13 protein-coding genes are annotated in these 15,299 nt (G+C 66.5%); 3 read left to right on the plus strand and 10 right to left on the minus strand.

The features are described from left to right. Positions 1 to 49 precede the first annotated feature (49 nt). A complete protein-coding gene (locus tag ACODSU_RS19955; protein WP_108624676.1) occupies positions 50 to 1,093 on the plus strand; it encodes an ABC transporter substrate-binding protein in 1,044 nt (347 codons plus the stop codon). Positions 1,094 to 1,144: 51 nt separating this feature from the next. Here the strand turns inward: ACODSU_RS19955 and ACODSU_RS19960 are convergent, their stop codons facing one another. The 10 genes from ACODSU_RS19960 to ACODSU_RS20005 all read right to left on the minus strand — a co-directional run bounded on the left by ACODSU_RS19960 (position 1,145) and on the right by ACODSU_RS20005 (position 12,523). Continuing rightward, the gene (locus tag ACODSU_RS19960; protein ID WP_488844216.1) at positions 1,145 to 2,668 is read right to left on the minus strand and encodes a DegQ family serine endoprotease; all 1,524 of its coding nucleotides are present in this window, start codon (positions 2,666 to 2,668) and stop codon (positions 1,145 to 1,147) included. Positions 2,669 to 2,820: 152 nt separating this feature from the next. Then, complete coding sequence (locus ACODSU_RS19965) at positions 2,821 to 3,804, minus strand: catalase family protein (protein WP_488844218.1); 984 nt, start codon at positions 3,802 to 3,804, stop codon at positions 2,821 to 2,823. Between the two features lie 79 nt (positions 3,805 to 3,883). Beyond that, complete coding sequence (locus ACODSU_RS19970; RefSeq protein ID WP_488844220.1) at positions 3,884 to 4,996, minus strand: aldose epimerase family protein; 1,113 nt, start codon at positions 4,994 to 4,996, stop codon at positions 3,884 to 3,886. 9 nt (positions 4,997 to 5,005) lie between these two features. Continuing rightward, the gene (locus ACODSU_RS19975) at positions 5,006 to 5,935 is read right to left on the minus strand and encodes a DMT family transporter (RefSeq protein WP_488844222.1); all 930 of its coding nucleotides are present in this window, start codon (positions 5,933 to 5,935) and stop codon (positions 5,006 to 5,008) included. 83 nt (positions 5,936 to 6,018) lie between these two features. Further along, on the minus strand, positions 6,019 to 7,593 hold the full coding sequence (gene garD, locus ACODSU_RS19980; RefSeq protein ID WP_488844224.1) for a galactarate dehydratase: 1,575 nt from the start codon (positions 7,591 to 7,593) through the stop codon (positions 6,019 to 6,021). Between the two features lie 139 nt (positions 7,594 to 7,732). Then, positions 7,733 to 9,028 carry a TRAP transporter large permease gene (locus tag ACODSU_RS19985; protein WP_060986924.1) on the minus strand — a complete coding sequence of 432 codons (1,296 nt, stop codon included), beginning with the start codon at positions 9,026 to 9,028 and terminating at the stop codon, positions 7,733 to 7,735. A gap of 204 nt (positions 9,029 to 9,232) precedes the next feature. Beyond that, positions 9,233 to 9,721 carry a TRAP transporter small permease gene (locus ACODSU_RS19990; protein ID WP_015015560.1) on the minus strand — a complete coding sequence of 163 codons (489 nt, stop codon included), beginning with the start codon at positions 9,719 to 9,721 and terminating at the stop codon, positions 9,233 to 9,235. Positions 9,722 to 9,794: 73 nt separating this feature from the next. After that, complete coding sequence (locus tag ACODSU_RS19995) at positions 9,795 to 10,772, minus strand: TRAP transporter substrate-binding protein (RefSeq protein WP_015015561.1); 978 nt, start codon at positions 10,770 to 10,772, stop codon at positions 9,795 to 9,797. Between the two features lie 42 nt (positions 10,773 to 10,814). Beyond that, positions 10,815 to 11,696, minus strand: coding sequence for an SMP-30/gluconolactonase/LRE family protein (locus ACODSU_RS20000; RefSeq protein WP_488844226.1), 882 nt, complete (start codon positions 11,694 to 11,696; stop codon positions 10,815 to 10,817). An 8-nt stretch (positions 11,697 to 11,704) separates the two neighbouring features. Then, a complete protein-coding gene (locus ACODSU_RS20005) occupies positions 11,705 to 12,523 on the minus strand; it encodes an NAD-dependent epimerase/dehydratase family protein (protein ID WP_488844229.1) in 819 nt (272 codons plus the stop codon). A gap of 122 nt (positions 12,524 to 12,645) precedes the next feature. On the opposite strand from ACODSU_RS20005, the gene ACODSU_RS20010 reads away from it, so the two are divergent. Further along, the gene (locus tag ACODSU_RS20010; RefSeq protein WP_015015564.1) at positions 12,646 to 13,374 is read left to right on the plus strand and encodes a FadR/GntR family transcriptional regulator; all 729 of its coding nucleotides are present in this window, start codon (positions 12,646 to 12,648) and stop codon (positions 13,372 to 13,374) included. Positions 13,375 to 13,683: 309 nt separating this feature from the next. Then, complete coding sequence (locus tag ACODSU_RS20015; protein ID WP_488844231.1) at positions 13,684 to 15,123, plus strand: aldehyde dehydrogenase family protein; 1,440 nt, start codon at positions 13,684 to 13,686, stop codon at positions 15,121 to 15,123. Positions 15,124 to 15,299: the final 176 nt, after the last annotated feature.

Here is a 15,299-nt window from a genome sequence, read left to right on the forward strand (position 1 = left end):
CCCGCCCCATGGGCCGGGCCACTACGACAACACACAAGGAGCAAGACCGATGGCAATTCCAATCACATTCCCCCCTCTCCACCACGTTGCTGCAGCCGTTGCGCTGGCCGCGCTGTCTGCCACGGGCGCCCAGGCGCAGGGTGTGGTCAACGCGCTGTGCAGCACCGACGCGCCCTGGTGCGAGGCAGCCGCCAAGGAGTTCACCCGCAAGACCGGCATCAAGGTGAACCAGGCCCACAAGGGCACGGGCGAGATTGCCGCGCAGCTGCGCGCCGAGGCCAACAACCCCAAGACCGACATCTGGTGGGGCGGCACGGGCGACCCCTTCTTGCAGGCGGCCGAGCAGGGCTTGCTGGCCGAATACCGCCCCGCGTATCTGCACGACCTGCACAGCTGGAGCGTGCGCCAGTACGCCATGTCGGGCCACCAGGTGGGGGGCTTTTACAGCTCGGCCATCGGCTTTGGCTACAACACCGAAACGCTCAAGAAGAAAAAGCTGCCCGAGCCCCAGTGCTGGTCCGACGTGATCAAGCCCGCCTACAAGGGCGAGGTCGAAATCTCGCACCCCGCCTCCAGCGGCACGGCCTACACCGTGATTGCGGGGCTGGTGCAACTGATGGGCGAAGACAAGGCGTTCGAATACCTCAAGGCGCTGCACAAGAACACCACCACCTACACCCGCAGCGGCCAGGCGCAGGCGCCCAACGTGGCCAAGGGCGAGGTGGGTGTGGGCATCACCTTCATGTTCAACTTTGAAAAATGGAAGGCCGACAAGTACCCGGTGAAAACACAGGCGCCTTGTGAAGGCACCAGCTACGAGGTGGGCGGCATTGCGCTGGTCAAGGGCGCGCGCAACATGGACAACGCCAAAAAGTACTACGACTGGCTGATGAGCCCCGAAGGCCAGGCCGTGGGCGCGCAGGTGGGCAGCTACCAGGTGCCCGCCAACAAGACCTTCAAGATGGACCCGCGCATCCCGACGCTGGACAACGTGAAGCTCATCAAATACGACTTCGAGAAATACGGCAAGGCCGCCGAACGCCGCCGCCTGATCGACCGCTGGACGAAGGAAGTGGAGCCCCTGCCGCGCTGATGCGCAGCGCCCGCCGCAGGATACCAACCGACGGCGGGCGCAGGCCATGGGTCAGCCCAGGCGCACAGGCACAAAGATCTTGTCGCCGTCGCGCTCAATCAGCAGCGCCACCGACTTGCCCGCCTTGGCCATGGCGGCACGCACCTGCGTGATGTCCTTGATGGGCGCACCGTTGATGGCCAGCAGCACGTCGCCCGGCTGCACACCGGCCGCAGCGGCGGGGCCGCGTGCCTGCTCGATGACCAGGCCTTCATTCAAGCCCGCCGCGCGCCGCTCCTGCGGGTCCAGCGGGCGCAGCGACAGGCCCAGTTGGCCCTTGCCCACCGCATCGTCGTTGCGCGCCTGCTTGATCGCCTTGTCGCTGGCGTCACCCAAAGTGGCGGTCAGCTCCAGCGGCTTGCCCTGGCGCCACACCGACAGCTTGGCCTGCTGGCCCGGCTGCGCCTGGCCCACCCAGGCGGGCAGGTCGCCCGAGGCCACGATGGGCTGGCCGTCCACCTGGCGGATCACGTCGCCCGCCTGCAGGCCGGCCTTCTCGGCCGGGCTGCCCTTGCTGACGCTGGCCACCAGCGCGCCTTCGGGCTTGTCGAGGTTGAACGACTCGGCAAACGCCTGGTTCACCTCCTGCACCGCCACGCCCAGTTGCGCGTGGCGCACCTTGCCGGTGGCAACGATTTGGTCCTTGATCTTGGCGGCCAGCTCGATGGGGATGGAGAACGACACCCCCTGGTAGCCACCCGAGCGGCTGTAGATCTGCGAGTTGATGCCCACCACCTCGCCGCGCGCATTGAACAGCGGCCCGCCCGAGTTGCCGGGGTTCACCGCCACGTCGGTCTGAATGAAGGGCACCAGGCTGTCGTCGGGCAGCGAGCGGCCCTTGGCACTGACCACGCCGGCCGTCACGCTGTTTTCAAAGCCAAAGGGCGAGCCGATGGCCAGCACCCATTCGCCCACTTGCAGGTCACGGGTGCTGCCCAGGCGCACGGTGGGCAGGTTCTTGGCGTCGATCTTGAGCACGGCCACGTCGGTCTTGGGGTCGGAGCCCAGCACCTTGGCGCGGAACTCGCGGCGGTCCGTGAGCTTGACGATGACTTCGCTGGCACCCTTGACCACGTGGGCGTTGGTCAGCACCAGGCCATCGGGGCTGACGATGAAGCCCGAGCCCTGGCCGTGCGTGGGCACGTTGGGCTGGGCCTGCGGGCCCATGCCGCCCGGAAAGCCGAACTGGCGGAAGAACTGGTAGAACGGATCGTTCGGGTCCATCTGCGGCGCCCGGCCCTGGCGCGCGGCGGGCTGGCCTTCGTCTTCGCCGTCGTCATCGGCCATCGCGGCCTTGGTGCTGCCTGTCACGCTGATGTTGACCACTGCCGGGCCGTTCTGCGCGGTGATCTGCGCGAAGCTGGGCAAGGCCCCGCCAGGGGCGGCGGGCGTCTGGGCCACGATGGCGGGGGGCGGGGTCAGCGCGCGGGCCTGGTGCCCGGTGATGAGGCCTGCGCCCGTCGCACCCACCGCACCGGCGGCCACCAGGGCCAGGATGAGGCGGCGGGGGGTGGAGGTCAGCGTTGTTGTGTTCATGGTGTGATGCCTTTCCAATCGGAGTTGCGATGGAGGGCAGTGTGGGCACCAACACTTAGACGAAACTTAGAAGCTGTTCAAAGTCCCTGTTTGCTTTTCTGAGTCATGTGAGAGCCTCCTCACGAAGCGCCCCGGTTGCAGCCCACCGCAGGTCACGCGGCGCCACGGCCTTTCTGGCTCTCGAAATACACCACCTTGCGGGCCCGCATCACGTCGCCCAGGGGCCGATGCGCAGCCAGCGCCTGCCAAGGGTCGAACACAGCGGCTTCCACCTCGGCGGCCAGGGCTGCATCGGCGGCGGGATCCTGCCGTGGCAGGGTGAGCCGGGCCACGGTGGTGTAGGGCGTGGGCCAGTCCACGCTGGCATCTTCAATCGGGGTGGTGGCCTCGTCCACAAACGGCTGCAGTTGCAGGTCCCACTGCAGGTCTTGCTGGCGCAGGCGGCCGGAGAATTCGGCATCCCAGTCGTGCTGCACCTGCCTGACGGGCGCACCGTTAGACGCATGGGGCACCAGGCGCACACGCACGGCATAGGGCCCACACGCAAGGGGCGCAGCGCTGAACATGGGATGCGATGCAAAGCCGCCAAAGGGCCGCCCAAAGGTCTTGACCGTCTTGGCGATCTGCCGGGCCGCTCCCAGCAAGCCGTGGCGCTGCACCAAAAACTTGATCAACGCACCGCCGCCGTGCGACGCAGCGACCACAAAATCCACAAACTCGGCGCTTTGTGGGAAGGCAAACTTTTCCTGGTTGATGAGCAGAAAGTCCTGGCTTTTGGCGGGCCCGTTGCCCAACGCGGAGTCGCCCTGCACGCCCCGCACACTGATCGCAAAGCCCCGGATGTCGGGCTTGTGGTCCGCCGCCTTGTCCATGCCGCCGTTGCTCAGCCGCACCCGCACGTCGTACTGCACCGGCCGCGCGAACAAGCCCTGGGCGGCAAACGCGGGCAGATCGCCCAGCACCTCCAGGCGGCCATACGCGGCCGTAAGCTGCTTGCGGTGCAGGCCCCGTCCGTTGCCATATTTTTGCGACTTGCGTGCCTGCAGCTCGGCAAACTGGCGCGCGTAGCCCGCAAAGCGCTGCGCTTCATCGGGTGCCACCACTTCTTTCCACTGGGTGCTGGGGGCGTTGGACATGTGCATGAGCCACCTTGGTTAAAAGCCAGGCGGCATGGTAGCGCGGCACGGGCCTCCCATGCCACCCCACTACGGGCCTTCAACGACTGACGAAGCGGTACACGATGGCGCCCCGCACCACCTCGCCCGGCTGCCACCAGCGCACCGGAAAGCCTGTGTGGTTGGGCGCATCGGGGTACTCCATGGGCTCCAGGCAGATACCGTCGCCCGGCTGCCACAGCCAGCCGCCCTGCCCCGCACCACGCCCCAGGTCCCGGGCGGGGTCGGCCTTGAGGCCGTGGCCTGCATACACCTGCACGCCAGGGGCGGTGCTCCAGACCTCCATCGCGCGGCGGCTCACCGGCTCGCTCAGCAGCGCAGCCAGGCGCAAGCCCGGTGGCGTGATGGATGACGACGGAGGGGCAAGGGGCGGAGCCTGTTCGTCCAGCACCAGGTAGTGGTCCAGCCCGCCCGCCACAGCCAGCTGCTCATGGGGTGTTGCGATGGCATCCGCCACACGGCGGGGCTGGCGGAAGTCGAACGGCGTGCCCTGCACGGCCGCTAGCGCGCCGGTGGGGCACACATCAGCGGCCAATGGCACGTAGCGGCTGGCGGGCACCTGCAGGGTGTGGCCGTGGGTGCTGCCCTGGCCTGCCAGGTTAAAGAACGCATGCCCGGTGAGGTTGAGCACCGTGGGCGCATCCAGCACCTCGGCCGTCCAGGCCATGTGCAGCGCGTTGTCGGCCGTGACCTGCAGGTGGAGCCGCACGCGCACCGTGCCTGGCACCCCGTCGTCTTCGGTGCGGAAGGTGTGGCTCAGGGTAAGTGCATCAGCCTGTACCTGCTCCACCGCAAACACCTGAAAGCGGCTGCCGCGCGGCCCGCCATGGTGGTGGTGTGGCCCGCTGTTGGTGGGCAATTGCCGGTGCGATCCGTCAGGCAGGGTCAGCGTGCCGGCACGCAGCCGCCCCGCCCAGCGGCCAATGAGTGCGCCCATGGAGAGCTGGCCTTCCAGGTAGCCCTGCAGGCTGTCGTAGCCCAGCGCCACATCGGCCAGGCCACCTTGACCGTCGGGCACCGCCACCTGCACCAGGCGGGCGCCATAGTTGCTCACGGCCACCTGAAGGCCGCCGGGGCTGCGCAGGGTGAACAGGTCCGTGCGCTGGCCGTGCAGCTCTTGTTGAAACGCTTCGCGGGAAAGTGTGAAAGCCATGCGCCGAGTCTATTTGGTGGCACTGGCCGTATCACGCGTGACGAGCCAGATGCCCACACACACCAGCACCAGGGCCAGCAGGTTTTTCCACTCCCACAGCGCTTCGCCCAAAAACAGCGCCGACAGCGCCGCGCCGAAGACCGGCACGGTGAAGTTGAACACCGTGACCTGACTCACCCGGTTGTGCTTGAGCAAAATGCTCCACAGCGAAAAAGCGGCCGACGACAGCAGCGCCAGATACACCAGCAGCACGGTCGAGCCTGATGTGAAGCCTGTGAGCGCCCCCCCCAGCGCCCCGCCGATGGCCAGCAGCGCCACACCGCCCAGGCCCAGTTGCCAGCCCGTCATCACCACCGAGTCCATGCGCTGCGACACCTGCTTGCCGTAGATGCTGGCGGCGGCCAGCACCAAGGCGGCGATGACAACGAAGCCTTCGCCCAGCAGCGTGAAGTCCAGGTCCAGCGTGCCACGCCCCAGGTTCACCACCATCACGCCCGCAAAGCCCACCAGGCAGCCCCAGAGCTTGGCGTGGCTCAGGCGGTCGTTGTGGTAGACCCAGTGCGCCAGCAGCACGCTGAAGAAGGTGCCCGTGGCATTCATGATGGAGCCCTTGACGCCCGTGGTATGCGCCAGGCCCACGTAGAAGAACACGTACTGCAGCGTGGTCTGCGCCAAGCCCAGCACCACCAGCTGGCGCCCTGCCCCGGGCCCCAGGCCCCAGATGGCCTTGCGCGTGGCCATGGCCCAGGCCAGCAGGATCAGCCCGGCCCCCAGAAACCGCCAGCCTGCGAATACGAGCTGCGTGGGGATGTCATTGCGTGAGATGCCGAACCAGGCATAGCCGGTCTTGATGGCGGGGTACGAGCTGCCCCAGAGCAGGCAGCACAGCAGCGCCAGCGCCACCACGACCTTGCGGTCGGAAAAACGGGTGTGACCCATGAGAAACGGTCTTTCAAGGACAACAGCCCTTGCAGGCAAGGGCTGTTGGAGGGGAAACAAAAGGGGCCATAGCCCCTAAAACTTCAGGTCACCGGCGCCGGGTTGAAAAGCACCAGCGCGTTGTGCAGCTGCCATTGCTCGGCCCAGGTCTTCTTGCGGCCGCTGGCCACGTCGAGCAGCAGGTGGAACATCTCCCAGCCCAGGTCTTCGATGGTGGCCTCGCCATCAGCGATCTTGCCGGCATTGATGTCCATGAGGTCGTGCCAGCGGCGCGCCAGGTCAGTGCGCGTGGCCACCTTGACCACCGGGCATTCGGCCAGGCCGTAGGGCGTGCCCCGGCCCGTGGTGAACACGTGCAGGTTCATGCCCGCAGCCAGCTGCAGCGTGCCGCAGATGAAGTCGCTCGCGGGCGTCGCGGCGTACACCAGGCCGCGCTGGTCGCGGCGCAGCTTCTCGCCCGGGGCCAGCACGTGAGCAATGGGCGCGCTGCCGCTCTTGATGATGGAGCCCATGGCCTTCTCGGCAATGTTCGACAGCCCGCCCGCCTTGTTGCCGGGCGTGGTGTTGGCCGCGCGGTCCACACGACCCCGGTCCAGATAGCGGTCGTACCAGCCCAGCTCCCGCACGATGGATTCGGCCACTTCGGGCGTGGCTGCGCGGCTGGTGAGCTGCTCCACGGCGTCGCGCACCTCGGTGTTCTCGCTGAACATCACCGTGGCGCCCGCGCGCACCAGCAGGTCGGCGCAGAAGCCCACGGCCGGGTTGGCGGTGACGCCGGAGAACGCATCGCTGCCACCGCACTGCACACCCAGCACCAGCTCGCTGGCGGGGATGGTCTCGCGGCGGCGCGCGTTCAGGCGCTCCAGGTGGGGACGCGCGCTTTGCACAATGTGGTCGAGCATGGACATGAAGCCCACATGTTCGTCGGCCTGCAGGCACACCGTCTCGGGGCCCAGAGCCGCATCGCGCTCGTCGGTGATGGGGAAGCTGCCCGGGGGCAGAAGGCGGTCGGGCTGAAGCTTTTCGCAGCCCAGGCTCACCACCATGACCTCGCCCCCAAAGTTGGGGTTGAGGCTGATGTTGCGCAGCGTGCGGATGGGGATGATGGCGTCGGGTGCATCAATGGCCACGCCGCAGCCATAGGTGTGCTCCAGGCCGATCACGTCATCCACATGGGGGTACAGAGGCAGCAGCTCGGCCTTGATGCGGCGCACGGCCTGCGCCACCACGCCGGCCACGCACTGCACGGTGGTGGTGATGGCCAAAATGTTGCGCGTGCCCACCGAGCCATCGGCATTGCGATAACCCTCGAAGGAGTAGCCCGTGAGGGGTTCGAGCACCGGGGGCTTCACGGTGGCCATGGGCAGGCCTTCGAGCGCTCGGGCCGAGGGCATCTGCAGCAGGCGCTCGTGTACCCAGCTGCCGGCTGCGATGTCTTTGAGCGCATAGCCGATGGGCACGTTGTAGCGGCGCACCACGCCGCCTTCAGGGATGTCTGCCAGCGCCACCTTGTGGCCCTGCGGCACCTTGTCGCGCAGCGTGATGCCTGCGCCCGGCACATCGGCTGGCAGCAGGGTGCCTGCAGGCAGGCCACCGTCGTTGGCGACGATGGCGACGTTGTCTTCCGCATGCATGCGGATGGTCAAAGGACTGCTCATCTCAGTGTTCCATGGCGCAAGGCGCCGTCAGCGGCCGGCAAAATCGGCGGAGCGCAAGCCAGTGCACCCGTGGAACTGGCTTCGCCAGGCCACTGGGTGCGTCCTCCTCCCGAAGGAGAGGGGGAAGACGCGAAGCGGCTCAGGGGGTGCCTCCTTTCAGCACCAGGTCCGGCAGCCACATCGAAAACTGGGGCACATAGGTCACCAGCATCAGCGCCACGATGAGCGCACTGTAGAACGGCCAGATGGTCTTCATCACCTCACCCACCGACACGCCCCCGATGGTGCAGCCGATGAACTGGGTGGTGCCCACGGGTGGCGTGTTCAGGCCCAGAGCGCAGTTGATGAGCATGACGATGCCGAACTGCTCGGTACTCATGCCGAACTGCTGGCAGATGGGCAAAAAGATGGGCGTGCAGATGAGGATGGTGGCCGCCATGTCGAGAAAGGTGCCCAGCACGAACAGGATGATGTTCACCGACAGGAAGATCACCCAGGGCGAGGTGCTCATGGACTTGAGCGCATCACCGGTGAGCTCAGCCACGCCGTACAGGCCGATGAGGTAGCCGAACATGGACGAGATGCCAATGAGCAGCAGCACCGTGCCCGTGGTCTTGACGGCCTTGGACGCGGCCTTGAGGAACTGCTCGCGCGTGAGCTTTTTGTAGACGAAGACCGAAAGAATCAACGCCCACAGCACCGCCACCGACGCCGACTCGGTAGCGGTGAACGCCCCCGACAAAATGCCCGCGATGATGATGACCACCACCGCCAGGCCGGGCACCGAGGCGCGGAACGAGATCCACACAATCTCCCAGCCCGGGAAGGTGCCAGCGGGGTAGCCGCGCTTGACGGCTACGAAGTAGGCGGCTGCGAGATTGCAGATGGTCAGCAGCAGGGCCGGCACGATGCCCGCGAGGATCAGCGCCGCAATGCTCACCTTGCCACCAGCAGCCAGCGTGAAGATGATCAGGTTGTGCGACGTGGGCATGAGCGCGCCTACCAGCGAGGCGTGCGTGGTCACGTTCACCGCGTAGTCGGCGTGGTAGCCCTCTTTCTTCATCTGCGGAATGAGCACCGCGCCCATGGCCGACACGTCGGCCACCGGCGAGCCCGAGACGCCGCCAAACAGCGTGCAGGCCAGCACATTGCTCATGCCCAGGCCGCCACGCACATGGCCCGCCACGCTCTTGGCAAAGTTGACGATGCGGTCGGCAATGCCGCCATACATCATGATCTCGCCCGCGAAGATGAAGAACGGGATCGCCAGGAACGAGAACGGGTTCATGCCCGAAATCATCTGCTGGAAGCCCACGGCCAGCGGCAGGCCTTCGTACAGGATGGTGGCCAGCGAGGACAGGCCGATCGAGAACGCCACGGGCACGCCCAGCAGCAGCAGCAGCGTGAAGCTCACGCACAGGATGGTCAACGCCATGATGGTGATGGAATTTTTATGAAGACGTTTAAGGAGCGGGCTTAGAGGCTGGGAATTCCTTGGCCGTGCCCGAAAGGCGCGCCACAACGCTCCGGATCTAGGCGCAAAGCGCAGCCATAGCCAGCGCTATGGCGAGCATTTGCAACGACGAGCCGGTGCGTTTTGGCGTGCAAGGCGGGCATGGACAAGCGATTCCCAGTCTCTTTAGTGCCAGGCAGGCTCGACTTCAACGCCACGCAGGATGGCGATGATGTGTTCCAGCGAGAACATGGCTACCAGCACGCCGGCCATGGCGGGCGGCACGTACTTGAAGGCTTCGGAGATGCCCAGCGTGGGAATCTTGTAGGGCGCCACGGATTCAGCCAGCACACCGCAGTTCCAGGCCATGACGATGCCGAACAGCAGCACCAGGGCGTGGATCAGCAACTCGAGCTTGGTGCGCAGCCAGTCGGGCGCCAGCACCAGGAAGGATTCGAGGCCGATGTGGCCCGCATCACGCACGCCCACGGCCATGCCCAGCATGGTCACGTACAGCACCAGCAGCACGGCACCGCTCTCGGCCCAGGTGGGGGTGTCGTTGAAGATGTAGCGGCCGATGACCTGGTAGAGCACGGCGCACACCAGGAGGACAAGCCCCCCCACGCCAAGCTTCAGGCAGGTGCGCGCGATGAAGGCACAGAGTCGCGTGTACATAGAAGGAACATTCAGAAGACAAACAAAGAAACCTGCCGCCGGGCGTCGGGCCCTGCGGCAGGGATGGCCAGGGTCACTGGACCGCGTCGATGCGCTTGACCATGTCCTGGAGCTTGGGGTCCTTCAGGAACTTGTCGTACACCGGCTTCATGGCCGCCTTGAAGGGCGCCTTGTCCACTTCCACGATGTCAGCGCCACCAGCCTTGACGACGGCCAGCGACTTCTCCTCCCGCTCGTCCCAGAGCTTGCGCATGTACACCACCGACTCCTTGGCGGCTGCTCGGATCGCCTTTTGCTCGTCGGCGCTCAGCTTGTCCCACACGCGCTTGCTGAACAGCAGGATCTCGGGCGCCATGGAGTGCTCGGTCTTGTTGAAGTACTTGGCCACTTCGAAGTGGCGCGAGCTTTCGTAGCTGGGGTAGTTGTTCTCGGCGGCATCCACCAGGCCCGTCTTGAGTGCGGTGTAGACCTCACCAAAGGGCATGGGGGTGGCGTTGGCGCCCATGGCTTCGAGCAGCGAAACCCACAGGTCGCTCTGTTGCACACGCACCTTCAGGCCCTTCACGTCGGCCAGGGTCTTGATGGGCTTCTTGACGGTGTAGATCGAGCGTGCGCCGGAGTCATAGAACGCCAGGCCCACAAAGCCCTGCGATTCGCAGTCCTTCAGGATCTCGTCGCCGATGGCGCCGTCCAGCACCTTGCGCATGTGCTCCTTGTCGCGGAACAGAAACGGCATGGTGGGCACCATGGTGGCAGGACAGATGTTGTTCATGGGCGCGACGTTCACGCGCGTCATGGCGATGGCGCCCAGTTTGGTCTGCTCGATGGTGTCCTTCTCGATGCCGAGCGAGCCCTTGGCGTACACCTTGATGCTGTGCTTGCCGCCGGTGGCCTTGGACAGCGTCTCGCCCATGTGGCGCACGGCCAGCACGGTGGGATAGTCCTCGGGGTGGATGTCGGACGAGCGGAACTCGGTGGCCTGCGCGGCCAGGCTGCCAAGCAGGATGCCGGCGGCGATGGCCACGCGGCCAAAGAGGTGTGGAACGTTCATGGTGCTTTGTCTCCTGGGTTGAATGGGGTTGGCGCGCTGCGCTCACGCGCTCTGGTACGGGGCTTCTGCGAGCCCTTGGGCGCCCGGGCGGGTCACGAAGACCGCGCCGCCGTGGGCTGTATCGTTGCCCTGCGGCTGGCCGGGGCGGATGGAGGTGATGAACAGCAGGTCCATGTCGGGCCCGCCAAAGCTGCACATCGAGGGCTTGCTGACCTGCACGGCCAGCGAGCGGTCCAGCACGCCCGATGGCGTGAAGCGATGCACCAGGCCTGCATCGTTGGCGCAGATCCAGTAGCAGCCGTCGGTGTCGATGGCAGCGCCGTCGGGCCGGCCCGGCAGTTCGCGCATGTCCACGAACTCGCGGCGCGGCCCCAGGCTGCCGTCGTCGTGCAGGTCCAGCGACCAGATTTTCTGCACACTGGGGTGGCTGTCGCTGAGGTACATGGTGGCGCCATCGGGGCTGAAGGCAAGGCCGTTCTGGGTGACCAGGCTCTGCACCTGCGGCGCCGAGAGGCCGCGGGCATCCTGCCGGTACAGGCCGCCCGCAGGCTGGGCCAGCGACATGTCGCGCACCATGGTGCCAGCCCAGAAGCGCCCCTGGCGGTCACAGCGGCCGTCGTTGAAGCGCATGCCGGCTTGCGGGTGCTGCACGGCAGAGATAAGGGTGCAGACCAAAGTGCCGTCGTCGGCAGGCTGCAGGTGGAAGACGCCGGTGTCCATGCCGGCGATGAGCCCACCGCTCGCATGCAGCGCAATACAGGCCAGCCGCTCAGGGGTCGTCCAGCTCATCAGTTGCCGATCGGCCCAGCGCAGGCGGCGCAGCGCGCGGCCTTCAATGTCGACCCAGTACAGCGCCTGCTCGGCAGGGCTCCACAGCGGGCTTTCGCCCACCTGGTCCTGGTGGTGAGGCAGCAAGAGTTCCATCGGCTCGCTCACTCGAACGGACCGGTGCGCACAAACGGCCCGCCCTGGAAGATCACGGCCGGGTCTGTCAGGTCGGGCTGCGGGTCTGCGGCCTCCACCTTGGCGCGGAAGGGCTCGGAGCTGTCTTGCGGGCGGTAGCCGATGTGGCGGGCGAGTGTGTTGTCCCACCAGGTGGTGGTGTTGTCGCCCATGCCATAGATGATGCTGTGACCCACCACCGGCGCCGTGAGGCTGGCCACCACCAGGCGCTCCAGGTCGTCGTAGCTCATCCAGGTGGCCAACATGCGGCGGTTGCGCGGCTCGGGGAAGGAGGAGCCGATGCGCAGGCACACGGTTTCGATGCCGTAGCGGTCAAAGTAAAAGCGCGAGAGGTCCTCGCCAAACGCCTTGGACAGGCCATACAGGCCATCGGGCCGTGCCGGGTCGCGCAGGCCCACCACTTCGTCCTGGCGGTAAAAGCCGGTCACATGGTTGGAGCTGGCAAACACCACGCGCTTGACGCCTTGCTTGCGAACGGCCTCATAGAGGTTGTACGCCCCCACGATGTTGGCCTGCAGGATGGGGTCCCAGGGCTGCTCGGTGGACACGCCCCCCAGGTGCACCACGGCGTCCACCCCTTCGAGCAGCGGCAACATGGCACTGGCGTCTTCCAGCCGCGCGGGGCGCAGTTCTTCGCCCGGCGCCTCGTTGCCCAGGTCGGCGATGTCGGACAGGCGCAAGGTGGTGCAGTACGCCTTCAGGCGCGTGCGCAATTCACGCCCCAGTCCGCCAGCGGCCCCGGTCAATAACAAGCGTTGAAAACGGATCGGTGTCGGGTGACAGGGCATGGCTTTTGCGGAGGTTCTTGGTACAGTGGCGTTACAAGTGGTTGAACGTCATCAGTTGTCATACAACGAGGAGGCAATGTACTCCTTTCAACCCGTCCAACACATAGGGATAACACCGAGACATGAGCACCGACATTGCCCCACGCCGCAAGCCCCGCACCCTGGCCCTGGAGCTGGTGGACTCCCTGGGTGACCGCATCCGCGACGGGCGCCTGGCACTGGGCGACAAGCTGCCCACCGAGGCCGCGATCATGGCCGAGTTCAACGTCAGCCGCACGGTGGTGCGCGAGGCCATTTCCAAGCTGCAGGCGTCCGGCCTGGTGGAGACACGGCATGGCATCGGCACGTTTGTGCTGGGCCTCGGGCAGGCCCCTGGCTTCAAGATCACCCCCGACCAGTTCAGCACCCTGCGCGATGTGATTGCGGTGCTGGAGCTGCGCATCGGCGTAGAAACCGAAGCCGCTGCGCTGGCAGCGCAGCGCCGCACCCCCGCCAACCTCAAGACGATGCGCGAGGCGCTGGACGCCGTGGCAGCGGCCGTGGACGCCGGGCGCGACGCGGTGGCGGCGGACTTTCAGTTTCACCTGGAGATCGCGCGCGCCACGCAGAACAGCCACTTTGCCGAGCTGATGGGCACGCTGGGCAGCATGATCATTCCGCGCGCGCGGCTGGATTCGGTGGAGGCCCCCAATGACGAGCGCAGGCAGTACCTGCGCCGGGTGAATGGCGAGCACGAAAGCATCTACGACGCCATCGTGGGCCAGGACCCCGACGCCGCCCGCGCTGCCATGCGCACCCACCTGGCCAACAGCCGCGAACGCAGGCGGCGCGCGCAGGCAGAGGCCGGCTGAAGACCGGAGGACCCGGCGATGCCGTCCACCCTGCGCGTCGACCTGTCACCCTGCGGGTCTGATGCGCCAGACAGGCCCATCGGGCCCAGGCGGCTGGGAGTGATCCCATGAGTAGTTACCCGAAGTACCCATGGATGCGCTTATGTTGTACGATGACATACAACAAATCCACTATTGCCCCGCATTGGTACCCCAAGTGGCCTGGATGGGCGCCGCCCGCAGCGGACAGCGCTCTCGGCCACGCCGTCCTGGCCCCTGGGCTTTGATCCGACTTTCTTCAACCACCCACCCTTTCACACCACCACCGCCATGCACGCAAACCTGATCGCCGGCAACTGGACCGAAGGCGTCCGCACGTACCAGAACACCAACCCCTCCGACACGCGCGACGTGATCGGCGACTACGCCGTGGCCAGCCGCGAGCAGGCACTCGACGCCGTGGCCGCAGCACACGCGGCCTTCCCGGCCTGGAGCCTGTCCACGCCCCAGCAGCGCTTTGACATCCTCGACGCGGTGGGCAACGAGATCATTGCCCGCAAGGCAGAGTTGGGCGACCTGCTGGCCCGCGAAGAAGGCAAGACCCTGCCCGAAGCCATCGGCGAAGTGGGCCGCGCGGCGGCCATCTTCAAGTTCTTCGCGGGCGAGGCGCTGCGCCCTGGCGGCGAGATGATCCCGTCCGTGCGCCCCGGCGTGGGCATCGAGATCACACGCGAGCCGCTGGGCACCATCGGCATCATCACGCCGTGGAACTTCCCCATCGCCATCCCGGCCTGGAAGATCGCCCCCGCCCTCGCGTACGGCAACACGGTGGTGTTCAAGCCCGCAGAGGTGGTGCCGGGCTCTGCCTGGGCGCTGGCCGACATCCTGCACCGCGCGGGCCTGCCCGCCGGTGTATTCAACCTGGTGATGGGTCGCGGTTCAGACGTGGGCGCCGTGCTGCTCGAAGACGAGCGCATTGCGGGCGTGAGCTTTACCGGCTCCGTCGGCACGGGCCAGCGCGTGGCCGCCGCGTGCGTGCCGCGCGGCGCCAAGGTACAGCTGGAGATGGGCGGCAAGAACCCGTTTGTGGTGCTGGACGACGCGGACCTGAATGTGGCCGTGGGCGCGGCCATCAATAGCGGCTTCTTCTCCACCGGCCAGCGCTGCACCGCCAGCAGTCGCGTGATCGTGACCGAGGGCATCCACGACCGCTTCGTGGCCGCCATGGTCGAAAAGATGAAGACCCTGAAGGTGGACGACGCCCGCAAGGCCGGCACCGACATCGGCCCCGTGGTGGACGACCGCCAGCTCGCACAAGACCTGGAATACATCGCCATCGGCCAGCAGGAAGGCGCCAAGCTCGCCTACGGGGGCGAAGCGCTGGAGAAGAACGCCGACGGCGCGCCCGGCTACTACCTGCGCCCCGCCCTGTTCACCGAGACCACGCCCGGCATGCGCATCAACCGCGAAGAGATCTTCGGCCCCGTGGTGAGCGTGCAGCGCGTGAAGAACTACGAAGAGGCGCTGGCCCTGGCCAACGACACGCTCTTCGGTCTGGCCAGCGGCATCGCCACCACCAGCCTCAAGCACGCCACGCACTTCAAGCGCCACGCGCAAGCCGGCATGGTGATGGTGAACCTGCCCACAGCGGGCGTGGACTACCACGTACCATTCGGTGGCCGCAAGGGCAGCAGCTACGGCCCGCGCGAGCAAGGGCGCTACGCGGCCGAGTTCTACACCACGGTGAAGACCGCCTACACGCAGGCCTGAGGCGGTCGCGACACTAGCCTGCGCCCACTACGTCACTCCAGCCCCGGAGTGACGGGGCCAGGCGCCTGCACTGCGCTGGCGCGCACGGGCATCGCAAAGGTCATTCGCCAACGGTTTTCAGCCGGCGGTTTAAACAACGAAGTGCACGTTGCCAAAAGGTAGGCCCAGACAAGTAA

The sequence above is a fragment of the Acidovorax sp. FG48 genome, assembly GCF_057809085.1.

Bases quoted from the DNA above. Each gene is read 5' to 3' on its own strand.
- ACODSU_RS19955 (WP_108624676.1), top strand. From the start codon at position 50: ATGGCAATTCCAATCACATTCCCCCCTCTCCACCACGTTGCTGCAGCC.
- ACODSU_RS19960 (WP_488844216.1), bottom strand. From the start codon at position 2,668: ATGAACACAACAACGCTGACCTCCACCCCCCGCCGCCTCATCCTGGCC.
- ACODSU_RS19965 (WP_488844218.1), bottom strand. From the start codon at position 3,804: ATGTCCAACGCCCCCAGCACCCAGTGGAAAGAAGTGGTGGCACCCGAT.
- ACODSU_RS19970 (WP_488844220.1), bottom strand. From the start codon at position 4,996: ATGGCTTTCACACTTTCCCGCGAAGCGTTTCAACAAGAGCTGCACGGC.
- ACODSU_RS19975 (WP_488844222.1), bottom strand. From the start codon at position 5,935: ATGGGTCACACCCGTTTTTCCGACCGCAAGGTCGTGGTGGCGCTGGCG.
- garD (WP_488844224.1), bottom strand. From the start codon at position 7,593: ATGAGCAGTCCTTTGACCATCCGCATGCATGCGGAAGACAACGTCGCC.
- ACODSU_RS19985 (WP_060986924.1), bottom strand. From the start codon at position 9,028: ATGGCGTTGACCATCCTGTGCGTGAGCTTCACGCTGCTGCTGCTGCTG.
- ACODSU_RS19990 (WP_015015560.1), bottom strand. From the start codon at position 9,721: ATGTACACGCGACTCTGTGCCTTCATCGCGCGCACCTGCCTGAAGCTT.
- ACODSU_RS19995 (WP_015015561.1), bottom strand. From the start codon at position 10,772: ATGAACGTTCCACACCTCTTTGGCCGCGTGGCCATCGCCGCCGGCATC.
- ACODSU_RS20000 (WP_488844226.1), bottom strand. From the start codon at position 11,696: ATGGAACTCTTGCTGCCTCACCACCAGGACCAGGTGGGCGAAAGCCCG.
- ACODSU_RS20005 (WP_488844229.1), bottom strand. From the start codon at position 12,523: ATGCCCTGTCACCCGACACCGATCCGTTTTCAACGCTTGTTATTGACC.
- ACODSU_RS20010 (WP_015015564.1), top strand. From the start codon at position 12,646: ATGAGCACCGACATTGCCCCACGCCGCAAGCCCCGCACCCTGGCCCTG.
- ACODSU_RS20015 (WP_488844231.1), top strand. From the start codon at position 13,684: ATGCACGCAAACCTGATCGCCGGCAACTGGACCGAAGGCGTCCGCACG.